The 18,611-nt window shown below is 72.8% G+C and carries 19 protein-coding genes; 8 read left to right on the top strand and 11 right to left on the bottom strand.

The window, feature by feature from the left end; all coding sequences use genetic code 11:
• Positions 1 to 17 precede the first annotated feature (17 nt).
• Both IPZ69_RS06005 and IPZ69_RS06000 read right to left on the bottom strand, forming a co-directional pair.
• Entirely contained in the window at positions 18 to 1,421 is a 1,404-nt protein-coding gene (locus IPZ69_RS06005; protein WP_235452929.1) for a serine-threonine protein kinase, read from the bottom strand.
• An 81-nt stretch (positions 1,422 to 1,502) separates the two neighbouring features.
• Positions 1,503 to 2,780, bottom strand: a complete 1,278-nt coding sequence (locus IPZ69_RS06000; protein ID WP_235452928.1) for an exo-beta-N-acetylmuramidase NamZ family protein — start codon at positions 2,778 to 2,780, stop codon at positions 1,503 to 1,505.
• A gap of 196 nt (positions 2,781 to 2,976) precedes the next feature.
• On the opposite strand from IPZ69_RS06000, the gene IPZ69_RS05995 reads away from it, so the two are divergent.
• From IPZ69_RS05995 to IPZ69_RS05985, 3 genes are read left to right on the top strand one after another with little or no spacing between them, the layout of a single operon-like run.
• Positions 2,977 to 3,741 (top strand): SDR family oxidoreductase, encoded by a 765-nt coding sequence (locus IPZ69_RS05995; protein ID WP_235452927.1) that lies wholly within the window; start codon positions 2,977 to 2,979, stop codon positions 3,739 to 3,741.
• Entirely contained in the window at positions 3,738 to 5,408 is a 1,671-nt protein-coding gene (locus tag IPZ69_RS05990) for a class I adenylate-forming enzyme family protein (RefSeq protein ID WP_235452926.1), read from the top strand. The genes IPZ69_RS05995 and IPZ69_RS05990 overlap by 4 nt, the downstream gene beginning before the upstream one ends.
• A 27-nt stretch (positions 5,409 to 5,435) precedes the next feature.
• Complete coding sequence (locus IPZ69_RS05985; protein WP_235452925.1) at positions 5,436 to 6,029, top strand: TetR/AcrR family transcriptional regulator; 594 nt, start codon at positions 5,436 to 5,438, stop codon at positions 6,027 to 6,029.
• 50 nt (positions 6,030 to 6,079) lie between these two features.
• On the opposite strand, the gene IPZ69_RS05980 is transcribed toward IPZ69_RS05985, so the two are convergent.
• From IPZ69_RS05980 to IPZ69_RS05970, 3 genes are all read right to left on the bottom strand, one after another.
• A complete protein-coding gene (locus tag IPZ69_RS05980) occupies positions 6,080 to 7,294 on the bottom strand; it encodes an acyl-CoA dehydrogenase family protein (RefSeq protein WP_235452924.1) in 1,215 nt (404 codons plus the stop codon).
• A gap of 6 nt (positions 7,295 to 7,300) precedes the next feature.
• Positions 7,301 to 8,323: a phosphotransferase family protein gene (locus IPZ69_RS05975; RefSeq protein ID WP_235452923.1), complete on the bottom strand. Its 1,023-nt coding sequence runs from the start codon at positions 8,321 to 8,323 to the stop codon at positions 7,301 to 7,303.
• 151 nt (positions 8,324 to 8,474) lie between these two features.
• The gene (locus tag IPZ69_RS05970) at positions 8,475 to 8,774 is read right to left on the bottom strand and encodes a hypothetical protein (RefSeq protein WP_235452999.1); all 300 of its coding nucleotides are present in this window, start codon (positions 8,772 to 8,774) and stop codon (positions 8,475 to 8,477) included.
• Between the two features lie 123 nt (positions 8,775 to 8,897).
• On the opposite strand from IPZ69_RS05970, the gene IPZ69_RS05965 reads away from it, so the two are divergent.
• Positions 8,898 to 9,857 carry an NADP-dependent oxidoreductase gene (locus tag IPZ69_RS05965; RefSeq protein WP_235452922.1) on the top strand — a complete coding sequence of 320 codons (960 nt, stop codon included), beginning with the start codon at positions 8,898 to 8,900 and terminating at the stop codon, positions 9,855 to 9,857.
• 38 nt (positions 9,858 to 9,895) lie between these two features.
• Here IPZ69_RS05965 and IPZ69_RS05960 read toward each other — a convergent pair whose 3' ends face one another.
• Genes IPZ69_RS05960 through IPZ69_RS05945 form a run of 4 tightly spaced genes read right to left on the bottom strand, consistent with a single transcriptional unit; the run spans position 9,896 to position 12,062 of the window.
• Positions 9,896 to 10,207: a DUF202 domain-containing protein gene (locus IPZ69_RS05960; RefSeq protein ID WP_235452921.1), complete on the bottom strand. Its 312-nt coding sequence runs from the start codon at positions 10,205 to 10,207 to the stop codon at positions 9,896 to 9,898.
• Entirely contained in the window at positions 10,204 to 10,596 is a 393-nt protein-coding gene (locus tag IPZ69_RS05955; protein ID WP_235452920.1) for a YidH family protein, read from the bottom strand. Before IPZ69_RS05955 ends, IPZ69_RS05960 begins: the two co-directional genes overlap by 4 nt.
• A gap of 10 nt (positions 10,597 to 10,606) precedes the next feature.
• Positions 10,607 to 11,137: an NUDIX domain-containing protein gene (locus IPZ69_RS05950; protein ID WP_235452919.1), complete on the bottom strand. Its 531-nt coding sequence runs from the start codon at positions 11,135 to 11,137 to the stop codon at positions 10,607 to 10,609.
• Between the two features lie 31 nt (positions 11,138 to 11,168).
• On the bottom strand, positions 11,169 to 12,062 hold the full coding sequence (locus IPZ69_RS05945; protein ID WP_235452918.1) for a DMT family transporter: 894 nt from the start codon (positions 12,060 to 12,062) through the stop codon (positions 11,169 to 11,171).
• Positions 12,063 to 12,452: 390 nt separating this feature from the next.
• On the opposite strand from IPZ69_RS05945, the gene IPZ69_RS05940 reads away from it, so the two are divergent.
• The 3 genes from IPZ69_RS05940 (at position 12,453) to IPZ69_RS05930 (ending at position 14,844) form a co-directional block, all read left to right on the top strand.
• Positions 12,453 to 13,391 (top strand): hypothetical protein, encoded by a 939-nt coding sequence (locus IPZ69_RS05940; protein WP_235452917.1) that lies wholly within the window; start codon positions 12,453 to 12,455, stop codon positions 13,389 to 13,391.
• An 84-nt stretch (positions 13,392 to 13,475) separates the two neighbouring features.
• Complete coding sequence (locus IPZ69_RS05935; RefSeq protein WP_235452916.1) at positions 13,476 to 14,234, top strand: molybdopterin-dependent oxidoreductase; 759 nt, start codon at positions 13,476 to 13,478, stop codon at positions 14,232 to 14,234.
• Complete coding sequence (locus IPZ69_RS05930) at positions 14,218 to 14,844, top strand: cytochrome b/b6 domain-containing protein (RefSeq protein WP_235452915.1); 627 nt, start codon at positions 14,218 to 14,220, stop codon at positions 14,842 to 14,844. The genes IPZ69_RS05935 and IPZ69_RS05930 overlap by 17 nt, the downstream gene beginning before the upstream one ends.
• A gap of 21 nt (positions 14,845 to 14,865) precedes the next feature.
• On the opposite strand, the gene IPZ69_RS05925 is transcribed toward IPZ69_RS05930, so the two are convergent.
• Entirely contained in the window at positions 14,866 to 16,347 is a 1,482-nt protein-coding gene (locus tag IPZ69_RS05925) for a sensor histidine kinase (protein ID WP_235452914.1), read from the bottom strand.
• Entirely contained in the window at positions 16,344 to 17,084 is a 741-nt protein-coding gene (locus IPZ69_RS05920) for a response regulator transcription factor (RefSeq protein ID WP_308407429.1), read from the bottom strand. The genes IPZ69_RS05925 and IPZ69_RS05920 overlap by 4 nt, the downstream gene beginning before the upstream one ends.
• A 175-nt stretch (positions 17,085 to 17,259) precedes the next feature.
• On the opposite strand from IPZ69_RS05920, the gene IPZ69_RS05915 reads away from it, so the two are divergent.
• Positions 17,260 to 18,606, top strand: a complete 1,347-nt coding sequence (locus tag IPZ69_RS05915) for a ferredoxin reductase family protein (RefSeq protein WP_235452913.1) — start codon at positions 17,260 to 17,262, stop codon at positions 18,604 to 18,606.
• The last annotated feature ends 5 nt before the right edge of the window (positions 18,607 to 18,611 follow it).

The following is an 18,611-nucleotide window of genomic DNA, read 5'->3' as shown; positions in this document are numbered from 1 at the left end:
CCGAACCTGGCGGCGGGTCATGCGATGCGCCCCGCCGCCAGGACCAGCTGGGCCAGTTGGGCGTGCACGATGTCGCTGTGCGCGCCCGCCGGCGGCCCGCCGCGGTTGACCACCGCCGCCGCGTCGACGTTGACGCAGCCCGACCGGGGCAGCGGACCGCGCAGCGCCTCGGCCAGGTCCATCGAGGCCGTCCCCGCGACCGCCTGGACGCCGTCGTGCCCCATCGCACCCCACTTGGCGCCCAGCGCCCGCCCGAGGTCGAAGCCCGCGAAGGACCGGTCGCCGCCGGCCGGCCCGGAGTCCGTGAACGAGCGGTCGTCGTCCGCCATCCGTGAGGCCAGCGGATACAGGGTGCTCAGCGCCTGGTCGTGGCGCGAGTAGCAGCACACCAACGGGCCGTCGACCCGGTTGTGCTGGCCCTCCAGAGCCCCGCACACGTGCAGGTCGTGCGGCAGCCGGGCCGCGAACGCGTAGTGGGAGAAGGCGCCCTGGAGCAGGGTCACGGACTTCACCGTGCGCACGCCCTCCGGCAGTCCGCGCAGCGCGAAGGACACCAGCCGGCCGCCGAAGCTGTGCCCGACCAGATGCACCCGGACGTCCGGCGCCGCACCGGCCAACTGTCCGACGACCCGCCCCAGTCCACGCTCCCCGACGGTCCCGGCGCGCCGCTTCATCGCGTAGTACGTCGCCTGCCGCAGCAGCTCGCGCGCGCCGTTCCAGGGGTTGGGCAGCGCGAACCCGGCCACCGCCACCGTCGGATCCGGCTCCGGCTCCGGCGTCCCGGCCTCGCCGTCGGCGGACCCGAGACTCGCCAGGGCCTGCGCGAACTCCTCGCACAGCGCCACCGTGTCCCCGGTGAACAGCACGGGCTCGCTCTGCGGCACACCCTCGGCCAGCGTGTCCGCCGCGAACAGCGGCTGCGGCCCGCCCGGCACCACCTCGACCAGCAGCCGCACCAGCCGCCCGAACTCCTCCAGTTCGGCCTCCTCGCGCGGCTGCTGGTCCAGCATCCTGGCGATCTGGTCGACCACGGTCGCGCGCCCGGGGAAGGTCTCCAGGAGCGCGTGCCGGGTGTCCTTGTCCAGGGCGTGCGGCGGCCCGGTCTCGGCCGCCACGGCCACCGCGGACTTGGGGAAGTCGGGGATCGGCTCGTCCGAGAACCGCATCGAGGGCCACACCACGCCCACGTAGCCGATCCGGGCATGCGGTGCGAGCCCGGGGATTGGCGCGAAGAAGTGGCTGTAGAGCGAGGTCGCGCCCGAGCGGTCGTTGTTCCAGCCGTGCGCGAAGACGATCAGGTCATGTACGCCGCGCGCCGTGACCTCCCGCAGCAGCCGGTCCCGCTCGCGGCCGTCCACGTCCCCGTCCGCGTCGAAAGTCAGCTCCCAGTAGGGAGTCACGCTCATCCCAGGATCCGCCATGACAGGCTCCCTCGTCCCCCGAAGCGGTGCGATGTGGGCGCATCGTCCCGCCACCGGGCAAGGTTGGCCATACGTCGCGGCTCACCTGTAGAGCAGATATTTCGTTCGAATGCGTCGGAACGCCGTCAGCTCCTCCTGCCAGGCGGCGACCACCTCGTCCGTGCCCGCTCCCGCGTCGATCATCGTGCGCACCCGGGTGGAGCCCGTGAGCTTGTCGATCCAGTTGTCGGAGCGCCAGCCGAAGCCGCTCCAGACCTTCTTGGCGGTCACCAGGAGCCCGATCCCGGTGCGTACCGGGTCATAGGCGGCCCGGTCGTGCACATGGATCTGCACGCCCCCGACGGTCTTGCCCTGGAACTTGGAGAAGGTGGGCGCGAAGTACGCCTCCCTGAAGTGGACGCCGGGCAGCCTGAGTTCGTTGGCCGCGGCGGCCCAGCGCCCGTCGATGTTCTCCGCGCCGAGCAGTTCGAAGGGCCGGGTGGTGCCGCGCCCCTCGGACAGGTTGGTGCCCTCGAACAGTCCCGTGCCCGAGTAGACGAGGGCGGTGTCCGGGGTCGGCATGTTCGGGCTGGGCGGCACCCAGGGCAGCCCGGAGGCGTCGTAGAAGTCCGTGCGCTTCCAGCCCGTCATCTGGACGGTCTCCAGCGGCACCGGCGCGCTCAGGAACTCCGCGTTGAACAGCCGCGCCAGCTCGGCGACCGTCATCCCGTGCGCCTGGGCGATCGGCTCACGGCCCACGAAGGAGGCGAACTCCTTGTGCAGCACCGGACCTTGGGCCGAGCGCCCGGTCACCGGGTTCGGCCGGTCGAGCACCACGAACCGGCGGCCCGCCAGCCGCGCCGCCTCCATGCAGTCGTACAGGGTCCAGATGTAGGTGTAGAAGCGGGCCCCGGCGTCCTGGATGTCGAAGACCACCGTGTCCACCCCGGACGCCGTGAACACGTCGGCCAGCGCCCGACCGCTCTTCAGGTACGTGTCGTAGACGGGGAGGCCGGTTGCCGGGTCGTCGTACCTGCCCTCCGAGCCGCCCGCCTGAGCGGTGCCGCGGAATCCGTGCTCGGGGCCGAAGACGGCGGTGAGCTTCACACGCGGGTCGGCGTGCATGACGTCGACGATGTGGCGTACGTCCCGGGTCACGCCGGTGGGATTGGTGACGATGCCGACCCGCTGCCCCTTGAGCAGGGCGTACCCGTCCGCGGCGAGCCGCTCGAAGCCGGTGCTCAGCCGGGGCGACCGGGGCGACCCGAGGCCCGTCGCCCCAGTCGCCGGCGCCGCGGTCGCCGGCGCCGCGCTCCTCGGGGCCCCGCACGTCGCGGCCGCGGCGGGGGTGGCGAGCAGGCTCCGTCTGGACAGCATCATGCGGTGACCTCCGTGCGCGCGGCGGATACCAGGCCTCGCACGCTAGCGCGCGCAAGGGCGTCACGGAACGAACCGGACCGGCCACGCCGCCGAGATGGACGCCCCTTCCGAACTCCATACCGACCGGTTAGTCTGGCGCGGCAGAGCCGAGGTGCGCCCGGGCGAAGGCGCACCGCAGTCCCGTCGAAGGAGACCGATGGTGGAAGCCGTGCAGGGTGCGGGAGTGGTCGTCACCGGAGCGGGCGGAGGCATTGGCGCCGCGCTGGCCCGCCGGTTCGCCGCCGAGGGTGCCCGGGTCGTGGTCAACGACCTGGACGCCGAGAAGACGAAGGCCGTGGCCGAGGAGATCGGCGGCACGGCGGTCCCGGGCGACGCCTCCACGATCGTCGACGAGGCCCGCGCGGCACTCGGCGGCACCATCGACGTGTACTGCGCCAACGCGGGCCTCGCCTCCGGCGGCTCCGAGGCGGCCGGCGAGACGGTCTGGGCACGGGCCTGGGACGTCAACGTCATGGCCCACGTCCGCGCCGCCGAGGCGCTGCTGCCCGCCTGGCTGGAGCGCGGCCACGGCCGCTTCGTGTCCACCGTCTCCGCGGCCGGTCTGCTCACCATGATCGGTGCCGCACCCTACAGCGTCACCAAGCACGGCGCGTACGCCTTCGCCGAATGGCTGTCCCTGACCTACCGCCACCGCGGCCTCAAGGTCCACGCCATCTGTCCGCAGGGCGTGCGCACGGACATGCTCGCCGCCACCGGCAGCGCGGGCGACCTGGTCCTCCAGCCCACCGCGATCGAGCCGGAGGACGTCGCGGACGCCCTCTTCCGGGGCATGGCGGAGGACCGGTTCCTGATCCTGCCGCACCCCGAGGTCGCCGAGTACTACCAGGCCCGGGCCACCGTCCCCGACCGCTGGCTGACCAGCATGAACCACATCCAGCAGAAGTGGGAGGCCACCCCGTGACGGTCGCGTCCCGGTACGCGGCCAAGCCCTGGCTGGCCCTCCTCAACGAGGCGCAGCGCGGCCCGGTCGACCCGGCCGACTCGCTCGTCCACGCCCTGCGCCGCGCCGTCGCCGAGGCACCGGACCGCACCTTCCTCGCCTACTTCGACGCCCGCCTGAGCTACCGCGAGGTCGACGAGCTCAGCGACTCCGTCGCCGCCCACCTCGCCGCCCGCGGTCTGGAGCGCGGCGACCGGGTCGCGGTCCTGCTGCAGAACTCCCCGCACTTCGTGCTCGCCGTGCTCGGCGCCTGGAAGGCGGGCGCCACCGTCGTCCCCGTCAACCCCATGTACAAGTCGGGGGAGGTCGCCCACGTCCTGCGGGACGGCGAGGTGACGGCGCTGATCTGCTCCGACCGGGCCTGGGAGGCGTACCTGCGCGACACGGCCGCCGACTCCCCGGTCCGGATCGTGCTCACCGGCTGCGAGCTGGACTTCCAGACCCGCGACGACGCGCGCGTGCTGACCTTCCAGCGGCTGCCCGGGGCCGCCGACGCCGACGACCTGGTCGCCGTCGCCCGGCAGGGCGGCACGGCGCCCGAGGGCCGGGAGCCGGCCTCCGCCGACGTCGCCCTGATCAGCTACACCTCGGGCACCAGCGGCACCCCCAAGGGCGCCGTCAACACGCACGGCAACATCATGTTCAACGCCGAGCGGCAGCGCACCGGCCTGGCCCTGCCCGAGGCGCCGATCTACTACGCCCTCGCGCCGCTGTTCCACATCACCGGCATGGTCTGCCAGTTCGGCGCCTGCCTCAACAGCGCGGGCACGCTGGTGCTCGCCTACCGCTTCGAACCCGGCGTGGTCCTGGAGATGTTCGCCGAGCACCGCCCGCACTACACGGTCGGCCCGTCGACCGCCTACATGGCGCTGGCCGCCCATCCGGACAGCACCCCGGAGCACTTCGCCTCGTTCGTGAACCTCTCCTCGGGCGGCGCCCCGGTGCCGCCCGCCCTGGTCGAGAAGTTCCGCGCGGGCTTCGGCCCGTACATCCGCACCGGCTACGGGCTGACGGAGTGCAGCGGGCCCTGCGCCGCGGTGCCGCCCGGCCGGGAGGCGCCGGTCGACCCGGCCTCGGGCACCCTCGCCGTCGGCGTGCCGGGCCCCGACACGGTCGTCCGGATCGTCGACGAGCGGGGCGCGGAGGTCCCGTTCGGCGAACAGGGCGAGATCGTCGTACGCGGCCCGCAGGTCGTGCCCGGCTACTGGCGGCGGCCCGACGCCACCGCCGAGACCTTCCCGGACGGCGAGCTGCGCACCGGCGACATCGGGTTCATGGACGAACAGGGCTGGGTGTACGTCGTCGACCGCAAGAAGGACATGATCAACGCGTCCGGCTTCAAGGTGTGGCCGCGCGAGGTCGAGGACGTGCTCTACACCCATCCCGCGGTGCGCGAGGCGGCCGTCGTCGGCGTGCCCGACGGCTACCGCGGTGAGACCGTCAAGGCCTACATCAGCCTCCGTCCGGGTGCCGAATCCGACCCGGGCGCACTCGCCGCCTACTGCAAGGAGAGACTGGCGGCTTACAAATACCCGCGACAAGTGGAGATCCTGCCCGACTTGCCCAAGACGGCGAGTGGGAAGATCCTCCGTCGGGAGCTTCGCTCCCGAGCGCGCGAACGTCAGTAAGGCAACACGGAAAGGCAGGTGGCGGCAGTGCCCAGGACGATGGAGGGAGACGGGACTCCCGTCCCGCAGCGGCTCCTCGCCGCCGCCACCCGGCTCTTCGCCGAGCAGGGCTACGACCGCACCTCGGTGCAGGAGATCGTCGAGGCGGCCGGCGTCACCAAGGGAGCGCTGTATCACTACTTCGGCTCCAAGGACGACCTCCTGCACGAGGTGTACGCGCGCGTGCTGCGCGTCCAGCAGGAGCGGCTGGACGCCTTCGCGGACGCCGACGAGCCGGTCGAGAAGCGCCTGCGGGCCGCGGCGGCCGACGTCGTCGTGACCACGATCGAGAACCTCGACGACGCGATGATCTTCTTCCGCTCCATGCACCACCTGAGCCCGGAGAAGAACAAGCAGGTGCGCGCCGAGCGCCGGCGCTACCACGAACGCTTCCGTGCGCTCATCGAGGAGGGCCAGCGCGAAGGCGTCTTCTCCTCGGCGACCCCGGCCGACCTCGTGGTCGACTACCACTTCGGCTCGGTCCACCACCTGTCCACGTGGTACCGCCCGGGCGGCCCCCTCACCCCCCAGGAGGTCGCCGACCACCTGGCCGACCTGCTGCTGCGCGCGCTGCGTCCCTGAGGCCCTGCCGGTGAGGGGCGGCCGCCGTGCGGCCGCCCCTCACTCGTGTCTCACAGGTACTTCTTCAACTCCCGCCGCGCCAGCGACCGTTGGTGCACCTCGTCCGGGCCGTCCGCGATCATCAGGGTGCGGGCCGCCGCGTACAGTTCGGCCAGCGGGTAGTCCTGGCTCACGCCGCCCGCGCCGTGCAGCTGGATCGCCCGGTCGATGATGTCGACGACCGCGCGGGGCGTGGCGATCTTGATGGCCTGGATCTCCGTGTGGGCGCCGCGGTTGCCGACGGTGTCCATCAGCCAGGCCGTCTTCAGGACCAGCAGCCGCAGCTGCTCGACCGTGACGCGGGCGTCGGCGATCCAGTTGTGGACCACGCCCTGCTGGGCCAGCGCCTTGCCGAAGGCGGTGCGCGAGACGGCCCGACGGCACATCAGCTCGATCGCCCGCTCGGCCATGCCGATCAGCCGCATGCAGTGGTGGATGCGGCCGGGGCCGAGCCGGGCCTGGGCGATGGCGAAGCCGCCGCCCTCCTCGCCGATCAGGTTCGACGCGGGCACGCGCGCGTGGTCGAAGACGACCTCGGCGTGGCCGCCGTGCGAGTGGTCCTCGTAGCCGAAGACCTGCATCGCGCGCCGCACGGTGACGCCCGGGGTGTCCCGCGGCACCAGGATCATGGACTGCTGGCGGCGGATGTCCGCCCCGTCCGGGTCGGTCTTGCCCATCACGATGAAGATCTTGCAGTCCGGGTTCATCGCCCCGGAGATGTACCACTTGCGGCCGGTGACCACGTAGTCGTCGCTGTCGCGCTCGATGAGCGTGGTGATGTTGGTGGCGTCGGAGGAGGCGACCTCCGGCTCGGTCATGGCGAACGCCGAGCGGATCTCACCGGCCAGCAGCGGCTCCAGCCACTGCTTCTTCTGCTGCTCGTTGCCGAACTGCGCCAGCACCTCCATGTTGCCGGTGTCGGGCGCGGCGCAGTTCGTCGCGGGGGGCGCGAGATGCGGGGAGCGGCCGGTGATCTCGGCGAGCGGGGCGTACTGAAGGTTCGTCAGACCGGCGCCGTACTCGGCGTCGGGCAGGAAGAGGTTCCACAGGCCCTGCCTGCGTGCCTCGGCCTTCAGCTCCTCCATCACGGCCGGCGTGTCCCAGGGGGACGCCAGCGCGGCACGCTGCTCCTCGGCGACCGCCTCGGCCGGGTAGACGTACTCGTCCATGAAGGCGAGCAGTTTGCCGCGCAGCTCCTCGGTGCGTGCGTCGAACGCGAAGTCCATGACCGGTCAGCCTTCCTGAAGAGTGGTCAGTCCGTGGTCGATGAAGACGGGCACGAGGTCGCCGATGCGGTCGAAGCCCTGTCCGACCGTCTGGCCCAGCGTGTACCGGTAGTGGATGCCCTCCAGGATCACGGCGAGCTTGAACCAGGCGAACGCCGTGTACCAGGAGACGGCCGAGACGTCGCGCCCGGAGCGGGCGGCGTAGCGCTCGATCAGCTCGGCCGGGGCCGGGTGCCCCGGGGCCTCGGCGGTGGTGGAGACGGGGGAGTCGGGCATGCCCAGCGGCATGCTGTACATCACCAGCAGGCCCAGGTCGGTCAGCGGGTCGCCGAGCGTCGACATCTCCCAGTCGAGGATCGCCTTGATCTGATCGTTTTCGCCGATCAGGACGTTGTCGAGCCGGTAGTCGCCGTGCACGACGGTGGGCGCGGGGGACGTGGGCAGCGCGCGTCCGAGCGCCGCGTGCAGCTCGTCGATGCCGGCCAGCTCGCGGTTGCGGGAGGCGTCCAGCTGCTTGCCCCAGCGGCGCAGCTGGCGGTCCAGGAAGCCCTCGGGCCGGCCGAAGTCCGCGAGGCCCACCGCGGCCGGGTCCACGGCGTGCAGCTCGACCAGGGTGTCGACGAGGGACAGCACCGCCTGGCGCGTGCGCTCGGCGCCCAGCGGGGCGAGCTGGTCGGCGGTGCGGTACGGGGTGCCCTCGACGTACTCCATGACGTAGAAGGGAGCCCCGAGCACCTGCTCGTCCTCGCACAGCAGCACCGGCCGCGGCACCGGCACGTCGGTCGGGTGCAGGGCGCTGATCACCCGGTGCTCGCGCTTCATGTCGTGCGCGGTGGCCAGCACATGGCCGAGCGGAGGCCGCCGCACGACCCACTTCGAGGTGCCGTCGGAGAGCGCGTAGGTGAGATTCGACCGTCCGCCCTCGATCAGCCGGCCGGTCAGGGGGCCGCTCACCAGACCGGGCCGCTCGCGGTCGAGCAGGCCGCGCAGCCGGTCGAGATCGAGTCCGGGCGGATGGTCGGGGCTCATACATCGCTCCTACGAATGCGTGAACAGGATGCGACTCATGATGCCGACCGGTCGGTATGCCGTCCAGTGGGGAAGGCAAACGTGATCGGTGCCACGATAGGCGGACGGCTCCCCGCCCGGTGTGCGAGGAGCCGTCGGTGGCGCGTTTTGGTCAGTGGTCGTCCCAGTGACCGTCGTGCTCGGCGTGCCGGTGCCCGTCGTGCACGTAGTCGACGTGGTCGCCGTGCCGCACGCGCGCGTGCCCGCAGCCCGCGCCGTGCTGGTGGTCGTGGCCCTCGTGCGTGACGTGCCCCTCGGGCTCGCACTCGTCCCAGTGCGTGTCGTGCTCCCGGTGCAGATGCCCGTCGTGCGCGTAGTCCATGTGGTCGCCGTGCGGCACCGCGGTGTGGCCGCAGCCCGGTCCGTGGACGTGCGTGCCGTGGGCGGTGTGTTCCTGGTGGAGGAGGGTCATGGCGTTCGCCTTCGGGTGTGGGTGGGAGATGGAGGAGGTGCCGAGCCACAGGCTGCCACGCGAACGGCGCATATCGGGGCATCCCGGTTGCGTGGCGTCCGGACAGCCCGGAGTGTCGGTGGCATGAAGGGCATCAGCTACAGCCGGTACGGCGGACCCGAGGTGCTGGAGTACGGGGAGGTGCGCGACCCGAAGGTCGGCCCCGACCAGGTGCTGGTGAAGGTGTGCGCGGCGGCCGTGAACCCGGTCGACTGGAAGTGCCGCGAGGGTTATCTGGACGGCGTGCTCGACGCGGTCTTCCCGGTGATCCCGGGCTGGGACGTGTCCGGGGTCGTGGTGCAGCCCGGGGCGGCCGTCACGGAGTTCTCCGTCGGCGACGAGGTCATCGGCTACGTCCGCGAGGACTTCCTCTCCCGGGGCACCTTCGCCGAGTACGTCGCCGCCCCGGTGCGCACCCTCGCCCGCAAGCCCCGCAACCTCTCCTACGAAGAGGCCGCCGGGCTGCCGCTGGCCGGGCTCACCGCCTACCAGGTGCTCATGAAGGTCCTGGAGGTCAAGCGCGGCGAGACCGTCCTGGTGCACGCGGCCGCGGGCGGCGTCGGCTCGATCGCCGTGCAGCTCGCCCACCACGTGGGCGCCCGGGTCATCGGGACGGCCGGCGAGCACAACCACGACTTCGTCCGCTCCCTCGGCGCCGATCCGGTCACCTACGGCGGGGGCCTGGCCGAACGGGTGCGGGGGCTGGCCCCCGAGGGCGTGGACGCGGCCTTCGACACCATCGGCGGCGACACCATGAAGACCTCGGCGAACCTGCTCGCCCCCGAGGGCCGGCTGGCGTCGATCGCGGACCCCGACGTGGTGAGCTACGGCGGCCGCTACTGCTTCGTCCGCCCCGACGTCGAGGACCTGCGCCGGCTGTCCGAGCTGGCGGAACAGGGCGTGGTGAGCGTGCACGTGTCCGAAACCTTTCCCCTGGAGCGGACGGCGGACGCGCAGCGGCTGAACCAGGAGGGCCGCACCCGGGGCAAGATCGTGGTCACGGTGGACTGGGAGACGGAGCCGGAGGAGGAAGCCTCGGACTGAGACCCGACCTCGTGATCGGAGGCCCGGGAAGCCTCGGACTAGACGACCAGCGCCGCCGCGCACACCGCCGTCGCCACCACGCACAGGACGGCCGCCGTGGTGTGCCGGGGTGCGAGGGCCGTGGGGCGGGCGCTCGTGGCGAGGGCGCGGATGCGGTGGTGGGCGACCCACAGGAAGCCCAGCCACAGGGAGCAGCACAGGGCGACCACGACGACCGAGGTGGCCGACACCCCGCCGTGCAGGACGTTCCGTACGGCGAGCACGGCGGCGACCGCGTAGGACAGCGTCGTACGCCGCCACGCGAGCCGGGTCCGCTCCGGCTGCAGGCCCGGGTCCCGCGGGGCGGTCACCCCTCCCACCCGACGAGGACGACGACGACCATCGCGACGGCCACCACCGCCACCACGAGACTCAGCAGCGCCGGGAACCGCGACACCGGCAGGTCCTCGCCCTTGCGCATGGCCCGCTCGCAGCGCACCCAGTGGTTGACCGCGCGCAGCGAGCACAGCACGCCCGCCCCGAGCAGGGCGAGCGCCAGCCCGACCCGCCAGGCCCAGCGCAGGTCCGGCAGGAACTGGTCCACCGCGAAGCCGCCGCCGATCAGCGCGAGCGCGGTCCGCAGCCAGGCCAGAAAGGTCCGCTCGTTGGCCAGCGAGAACCGGTAGTCGGGGGTGTCGCCCTCCTCCCGGACCAGATCGGGGGCGAACCACAGCCGGACGTTGCGAACGAATTCGATCACGCGCAGGACCCTATCGAGCCCGCTGCCCGGCCGCCCGGTGGGCTTTCAGCCGCTCGTACGCCGCCAGCCCGTCCGGCACCCACTCCCACTCCCCGAGCCGCCGCTCCACCTCGTCGTCGGGCAGGAAGTCGTGCCAGGCGACCTCCTCCGCCTGCGGGCGCACCGGCAGGTCACAGCGGACCTCGTACACCGCCGACCACCAGCTCCCGGCGGCGGCGCCGCTGTCGTACAGGAACTTGAACAGGAAGGACGGGCGGGGCAGCCCGGTCACCCCCAGCTCCTCCTCGGCCTCGCGCAGGGCCGCCTCGTCGTAGGACTCGCCGGCGCCGACGACTCCGCCGACGAACATGTCGTACAGCGAGGGAAAGACCAGCTTGGTCGGGGTGCGGCGGTGGACGAAGAGACGGTCGGCCGCGTCGCGGGCCTGGATGAAGACGCAGCGGTGGCGCAGACCGCGGGCGTAGGCCTCGCCGCGCGGGGACTGCCCGATGACCTGGTCGTTCTCGTCGACGATGTCGAGGATCTCGTCAGCAGCGCTCATGCGTCCATCCAAGCAGGGCCCGGCGGCACGGTCAGTGCGGCTGGAGGTCCCGGGTGGGCGCCTGCTCCGTCGTGCCGCGCGGCATGGCCGGATGCAGGCCGAGCAGGACGATGCCCGTGACGACCGCGGCGAGGCCCGCGGCCTCCCAGGCCAGCGCTCCGGTGTCGGTGCGCAGCCGGTCGCCGAGGAAGCCGACGCCGCACAGGATCCCGGCGAGCGGCTGGGCGGCGGTGAGCGCGGGCAGCGACATGCGCAGCGGCGCGGTCTCGAAGGCGCTCTGCACCAGGATCAGCCCGGTGACACCGATCACGAGCACGCCGTACGGCTGCCAGCTGGTGAGGACCTCGGCGAGGCCGCCCCCGGAGAAGCGCTGTCCGCTCACCCGGGTCAGCGCGTCCTGTACGCCGTAGAGCAGACCGGCGGCCAGGGCCAGCAGCACCGGGGCCCAGGTCAGCCGGGAGCGCTTGGCGTAGGTGGTCAGGATCAGCGCCGTGCCCACCATGATGCCGATGATCAGCCAGTGGCGGAACGGGCTGTCGACGGCGGTGCCGCTGTGCGGCTGCCCCGCGACGATGAACATCGTCACGCCGCCCGCGAGCAGCGCGAGGCCCGTCGCGCCCTGGTGGCTCAGCTTGTGCTTGGTCTGGTGCCGGGAGAGGGCGAAGGCGAACAGGAGGTTCGTCGCCAGCAGCGGCTCCACCAGGGAGATCTCACCCTTGCCCAGCGCGACCGCGCCGAGGACCATGCCGGCCACCATCAGCCCGATGCCGCCCAGCCAGCGCGGCACCTTCATCAGGTCGAGCAGGAGGCGGGGGGAGAGGAAGTCGCTGAGCGGTGCCTTCTGGGCGGCGTTCTGCTGGAGCACGAATCCGAAGCCCAGACAGCAGGCCGCGCTCACCGCGAGAATCAGAACCAGAACCGACACGCTGCGTACCTCGATCATTCGGCCGGGCCACGGAGTGCGTAGTGCGCCGACTGTAGCGCTCCCGGGGCGGCCGTGCCCCTGGGAGTACCCGGAAAACGGGCGGTTGACTCGGTCACGGCGCCGGGCGGTCGATCAGGCGATCCGAAGCGGCGGCGGGACCGTACAGCCATGGTCCGTGGACAAAGCGGCCGACGCCATGGCGTACGCCACAAGAGTGAATCGCAACGCGCTCCCGACGGCCTGCGCGGGCGGTCGCGGACGCCTCAAGTTCCTCTTGAGAAACGGTAGTTGAAGCTAGTAATAGCCGGGTTCGGCTTGACGCAAAGTGTTGGCTGAGGGTTTGCTGTGCGTGATCGGTCGATGGCAGCCCGACAACCAGGAAGTCCCGCGGTGCCCCCACTCCCGCCTCTGCTCGACGCCGGCCGCGAGCGTACGGCCCAGGCCTTCGACGCGGCCCTCGACGACGCCGAACTGATCATCGCGCGTGCCGCGTTGACCCAGGGCCGTCGGCAGGCCGCCCGCGCCCTGCTGCTGCGCACCGGCGACGACTGGGACCGCCGCGGACACCGGATCACGGCCCTCGCCGACGAGCCCTACGCCGCCGCCTGGGCCCATGACTGGCTGCTCGCCGAGCCCTGCTCCGCCGACGCCGCCGCGCTGCTCGCCCTGGCCCTGGTCACGCGTGCCCTGCGCGGCAAGGAGGAACCCGCCCGGGCCCGCGAGGCCTGCGCCGTGGCGGCCTGCCTCGCGCCCGCCGACCCGACCCCGTGGCTCGGCCTGCTCCTGCTGGAGCGGACCCTGGGCACCGAGGACGAGCTGCACCGGATCTTCGCCGAGCTCCGCGACCGGCACCCCGACCACCACCACGCCCACCACCTGATGGTCGCCCGCCTCGCCGAGCTCGACCCCGGCCACGACCCTCGGGCGCGGCACGCGGTGTACGACTTCGCCGACCGGGCCGCGGACCGGGCCCCCGCCGACTCCCCGCTCGCCGTGCTGCCCGTGGTCGCGCACACCGAGCGGCACCGCGTGCTGGCCGCCATGGGCCTGGCGCCCGCCGACCCCGCCGCCGGGCACTGGTCGGGGCGCCGCGCCCGCAGCGTGCTGAGGTCCGCGTTCCAGTGGTGGCTGGAGTGGGAGCACGACGATCACCCGCGCCGCCACGTCGACCTGAATTTCCTGGCGCACGCCACGTCCTGCGCGAACCGGCGCGCTGAGGCCGCCGCCCTGTTCCGCCGCATCGGCCGGTACGTCACCCCGCAGCCGTGGGGTTACCCGGACCGCGACCCGCGCGCCGCCTTCCACGACGCCCGGGACCGGGCTTTCTGAGACAGGGGTAAGAAGTCATTACGGAACTCTGACCGCCGGCCGCATTCCCTGGCCCCGGGTCCTCGACGGTGTTCGAATGAGTACGTGAACCCCGAACCATCCGAGGAGCGGCGGACGCCGAAGGAGCGTCCGGCGCCCGCGGAGGGACGCCCGATAGGCCGCCGTGTCCTCCTCGGCACCATTGGCCTCGGCGCCCTCGGCGTGGCCGCCGCCCCCACCCTGCAACGCGGCCTCGAATCCTTCCTCGGCAGCGTGTCCGGCAAGGACCCCACGGGCCTGACGGGCCTGCTCCCGAACGGCGGCGGCTTCCGCTACTACTCGGTCGCCGCGTCCGTGCCGCACAAGAGCGCCGCCGACTACCGGCTCACCGTCGACGGACTCGTGGACCGGCCGCGCAGCTTCACCCTCGCCGACCTGCGCGCCCTGCCGCAGACCCGGCTGGTCAAGGACGTCCAGTGCGTCACCGGCTGGCGGGTGCCCGGCACCCCCTTCGAGGGCGTACGGCTCTCGCACCTGCTGGACGCGGCCGGCGTACGCGGTACCGGCAAGGCCGTCCGGTTCACCTGCTTCGACGGCACGTACTCCGAGAGCCTCACCCTCGACCAGGCCCGCCGCGCCGACGTGCTGGTCGCCCTGCGCATGCAGGACAAGGACATCGGCCACGACCACGGCGGGCCGGTCCGCCTCTATGTCGCTCCCATGTACTTCTACAAGTCCGCAAAGTGGCTCTCCGGCATCACCGTCACCGACCACGTCCTGCCCGGCTACTGGGAGAAACTCGGCTACGACGTCGACGCGTGGGTCGGCCGCTCGAACGGACGGACCGATGCGCCTACGAGCTGACACCCCGGCCCCGCCGGACTCCCGCCTGCGCCGTTTCCACCCCGCCCAGCGGTGGGTGCACCGCACGACGGCCGCACTGATGGGCGTGTGCGTGCTGACCGCGGCCTTCCTCTACGTCCCGCAGCTCGCCGTGCTGGTCGGCCGCCGGGCCCTGGTCGTCCGCGTCCACGAGTACGCGGGCCTCGCCCTGCCCGTACCCGTCCTCCTGGGCCTCGCCTCCCGCGCCTTCCGCACCGACCTGGGCTTCCTCAACCGCTTCGGCCCGCACGACCGGGTCTGGCTGCGTGCGGCCCTGGTCCGCGACAAACGGCCCTCGTCCCGTCCGGCCGGCAAGTTCAACGCCGGGCAGAAGGTGTACGCCGCGTGGATCGCCGGAGCCACGGTGGTCATGCTCGGCACGGGCCTGATGATGTGGTTCACCCACCTCACACCCCTGGTCTGGCGCACCTCGGCGACCTTTGTGCACGACTGGCTCGCCCTCACCGTCGGCATCGTCCTGGCCGGCCACATCGGCATGGCCCTGGGCGACCCGGAGGCCCGCCGCGGCCTGCGCACCGGCACGGTGAGCCGGGAGTGGGCGAAACGGGAGCATCCGCTCTGGCGGCCCTAGCGACCTCGTAGGCCGTCTTTATTACCTCGGCAGGCGGACCGTGAACGTCGTGGAGCCCGGTCCGCTCTCCAGGCCGACGCTCCCCGCGTGCGCCCCCGTCACCGCCGCCACGATCGACAGGCCCAGGCCCGCTCCGCCGCCGGAGGCGTTCGGGTGGCGGCGGCGTTCGGCCCTGGTGAAGCGCTCGAAGACAGCCGACCGGACGTCCTCGGGGACGCCGGGGCCGTCGTCGTGGACCGAGAGGAGCGCCGAGTCGGCGTCGGTCTCCAAGGTCACCGTCACCTTGGTGCCCACCGGCGTGTGCACACGCGCGTTGGCCATCAGGTTGGCCAGCACCTGCTGGAGCCGGTGGGCGTCGCCCGGGACCGTCACCGGGTCCTCGGGCAGGTCGAGCCTCCAGCTGTGGTCGGGACCGGCGGCCCGGGCGTCGGTGACCGCGTCCAGGACCAGGCGGGTGAGGTCGACCGGGCCGCGCTCCAGGGGGCGGCCGGCGTCGAGGCGGGCGAGCAGCAGCAGGTCGTCGACCATCTCGCCCATGCGGGCCGACTCCGCCGCGATGCGGTGCAGGGCGCGGGTGATCTCGGGCGGTACCGGGCCCGGGTGGAGGAGCGCCAGTTCGGCGTGACCGCGGACCGAGGCGACCGGGGTGCGCAGCTCGTGGCTGGCGTCGGCGGCGAACCGGCGCAGTCGTTCCTCGGAGGCGTGGCGCTTGGTCAGCGCGTCCTCGACATGGCCCAGCATGCGGTTGAAGGCGGTGGCGACCCGGCCGACCTCGCCGTGCGGGTCGGACTGGGGCGCGCGGGGCGGCAGGACCACCTCTCCGTCGGCCAGCGGCAGCTCGCTGACCCGGGCGGCGGTGGCGGCGACCCGGCTGAGCGGCCGCAGCGACCAGCGCACCCACAGCGCCCCGGCCACCCCGGTCACCACCAGGGCCAGGCCGAAGACGATCGCGGCGACCAGTTCCAGCCGGCGCACCGTGGCCTGCACCGGTTCCAGCGGCAGGCCGACGACCAGCACATCGCCGTCCCTCCCGGCGGTGGCCGTGACCCGGTAGTCGCCCAGCGCGGAGAGGCGGACGGTGCGGGCGCGGCCGTCGGCCGGCATCCGGGCCAGGCGTCCGGTGTCGGCCGTGGTCAGGTCGACGTTCAGATCCGCCGAGGGGTCGCCGCCGCGGACGAGTCCCTTGCTGGTGACCGTGCCGTTCAGCAGGCGGGCGCCGAAGGTGCCGGCGGCCGTCCGGCGGGTGTCGCCGTACTCGTCCCCGTCATGGTCGTCCGGCGGCCTGCCGTGGTGTTCCAGGCTCTCCGGGAACCGGGTACCGGTCTGGGCGAGCTGCTCGTCCAGCCGCCCGGTCAGGGAGCCGTTCAGTTCGACCACCGCGGCCAGGCCCACCGCCGCGCAGCTCACCGCGAGCAGCACCACCAGGCCGAAGGTGAGCCGGGCGCGCAGCGTGCGGGGCCGGGGCAGCCGACGCAGGTCGCTTTGGCGGGGCGGCCGGATCACCGGGTCACCGGCTTCAGCACATAGCCCGCCCCGCGCACCGTGTGGATCATGGGCCGGCGGCCCGCGTCGACCTTCTTGCGCAGATACGAGATGTACAGCTCGACCACGTGCGCCCGGCCGCCGAAGTCGTACGACCACACCCGGTCCAGGATCTGTGTCTTGCTGAGCACCCGGCGCGGGTTGCTCATCAGGAGGCGGAGCAGCTCGAACTCGGTCGGCGACAGCTCGACCGGCTCGCCGGCCCGGGTCACCTCGCGCGCGTCCTCGTCCATCACCAGGTCGCCGACGACCAGCCGCGGTCCCTCCTCCCGCGTGCGGGCCATGCCCGCCCGGCGCAGCAGGCCGCGCAGCCTGGCGACGACCTCCTCCAGGCTGAAGGGCTTGGTGACGTAGTCGTCGCCGCCCGCGGTGATCCCGGCGATGCGGTCCTCGACCGCGTCCCGTGCAGTGAGGAAGAGTACACAGACGTCCGGCTTCACCTCGTGCAGCCGGCGCAGCACGGCGAAGCCGTCGGTGTCCGGGAGCATCACGTCCAGGACGACGGCGTCGGGCAGCAGGTCGCGCGCGGCGGCGAGCGCCGTCACGCCGTCGGAGGCGGCGCGCACCTCCCAGCCCTGGTAGCGCAGGGCACCGGTGAGCACCTCCGCGAGGTCGGGGTCGTCGTCGACGACGAGGACCCGCGGCGGGGTGCCGTCGGGGCGGGTCAGGGGCGGGGGGCCGGAACGCGTGGTGTTCATCGCGTGTACCAGCATCACCCCTGCCGAGGGGTGGTTCCCACCGCCGTCGCTCTGAATTTGCTCTGACCTGAACTTCTCCCGCCGACTTCTCCCGTCGTGCATGGCTGACTCAGAGGTCGCTGAGAGCTTCGCCCCCCACAGTGGCCGGGTACGACGAACGAAGGGGCGGCGATCGATGGCCACCGTGGACACCCGGCGGGCGGCCCCGCCCCTGCCCGTAGGACGCTTCCTCGCGGGGGCCGTGCCGGCCGCGCTGTGGGCGGGAGCGGCGGCCGTGATCGCCCTCTGGTGGGCGGACACCGCGTCCGTGGTGGGCACCGCCGGCGGGCTGACCGGCGCCGGCCGGATCTCCGGACTGCTGTGCGGCTACGCCTGCGCCGTGCTGGTCGGTCTGATGGCCCGGGTACCGGCGCTGGAGACCCGGGTCGGCTCCGACCGGGTGGCTCGCTGGCACGCGATGGCCGGCCGGTACACGCTCTGCCTGCTCGTCGCGCACGTGGCGCTGATCCTCGCCGGGTACGCGGCCCAGGACCGTGCCTCGCTGTGGCACGAGACGGTGACCGTCGTCCTGGACTACCCGGACATGCTCAAGGCCACGGCGGGAACCGTGATCCTCCTCGCGGTCGGCATCACCTCGGCGCGAGCCGTACGGCGCCGTACCAGCCACGAGTTCTGGTACTACGTCCACCTGCTGACGTACGCGGCCGTCTTCCTCACCTTCTTCCACCAGCTCACGCTGGGCAACGAGTTCAACGGCAAACCGGTCGCCACCGCCCTCTGGTACGCGCTGTACCTGGGCGTCACGGCCCTGGTCCTGTGGTTCCGCGTGCTCACCCCGGTCCGGCTCAACCGCCGCCACCGGCTGCGCGTGGAGTCGGTGCACCGGGAGGCGCCGGGCGTGTACTCGGTCGTCGTACGCGGCCGGCACCTGGACGAACTGGGCGCGCGGCCCGGGCAGTTCTTCCGCTGGCGGTTCCTCGGCGCGGGCCTGGGCCGGACGTCGACGCCGTACTCCCTGTCGGCCCCGCCGCGCCCGGACCTGCTGCGCATCACGGTCAAGGCGCTCGGCGACCACAGCGCGGCCGTCGCGCTGCTCAGGCCCGGCACCCGGGTGTGGGCGGAGGGCCCCTACGGCTCCCTGACCGCCGACCGGGCCACCGGCCACCGCTGCCTGCTGATCGCCGCCGGGGTCGGCATCACCCCGCTGCGCGCCCTGTTCGAGACCCTGCCCGGCGAGGTCACGCTGCTGTACCGGGCGCGCGGCGCCGAGGATCTGGCTCTGGCCGGCGAACTTGAGGAGATCGCGCGCCGGCGCGGGGCCCGGGTGCTGTACGCGCTCAACGGGCCGCGCGGCGAGCGGCCGGACCTCACCGCGCGGTCGCTGCGCACGGCCTTTCCGGCGCTGCGCGAGCACGACGTCTACCTCTGCGGCCCGCCCGGCTTCGCGCGGGACCTGTACGAGGCGCTGCGGGCGGCCGGAGTGCCGGACCGCCGTATCCACCACGAATCGTTCGAGCTGTGAGGACG

This window comes from Streptomyces olivochromogenes, from assembly GCF_021538895.1.
GTDB classification, from domain to species: domain Bacteria; phylum Actinomycetota; class Actinomycetes; order Streptomycetales; family Streptomycetaceae; genus Streptomyces; species Streptomyces olivochromogenes_A.
This window is presented reverse-complemented; position numbering and strand designations above follow the sequence as displayed.

Coding starts and splice junctions, on each gene's coding strand:
- IPZ69_RS06000 (WP_235452928.1), bottom strand. CDS start 2,780: ATGATGCTGTCCAGACGGAGCCTGCTCGCCACCCCCGCCGCGGCCGCG.
- IPZ69_RS05950 (WP_235452919.1), bottom strand. CDS start 11,137: ATGAGCGCTGCTGACGAGATCCTCGACATCGTCGACGAGAACGACCAG.
- IPZ69_RS05965 (WP_235452922.1), top strand. CDS start 8,898: ATGAAGGGCATCAGCTACAGCCGGTACGGCGGACCCGAGGTGCTGGAG.
- IPZ69_RS05915 (WP_235452913.1), top strand. CDS start 17,260: ATGGCCACCGTGGACACCCGGCGGGCGGCCCCGCCCCTGCCCGTAGGA.
- IPZ69_RS05930 (WP_235452915.1), top strand. CDS start 14,218: ATGCGCCTACGAGCTGACACCCCGGCCCCGCCGGACTCCCGCCTGCGC.
- IPZ69_RS05995 (WP_235452927.1), top strand. CDS start 2,977: ATGGTGGAAGCCGTGCAGGGTGCGGGAGTGGTCGTCACCGGAGCGGGC.
- IPZ69_RS05920 (WP_308407429.1), bottom strand. CDS start 17,084: ATGAACACCACGCGTTCCGGCCCCCCGCCCCTGACCCGCCCCGACGGC.
- IPZ69_RS05975 (WP_235452923.1), bottom strand. CDS start 8,323: ATGAGCCCCGACCATCCGCCCGGACTCGATCTCGACCGGCTGCGCGGC.
- IPZ69_RS05970 (WP_235452999.1), bottom strand. CDS start 8,774: ATGACCCTCCTCCACCAGGAACACACCGCCCACGGCACGCACGTCCAC.
- IPZ69_RS05980 (WP_235452924.1), bottom strand. CDS start 7,294: ATGGACTTCGCGTTCGACGCACGCACCGAGGAGCTGCGCGGCAAACTG.
- IPZ69_RS06005 (WP_235452929.1), bottom strand. CDS start 1,421: ATGGCGGATCCTGGGATGAGCGTGACTCCCTACTGGGAGCTGACTTTC.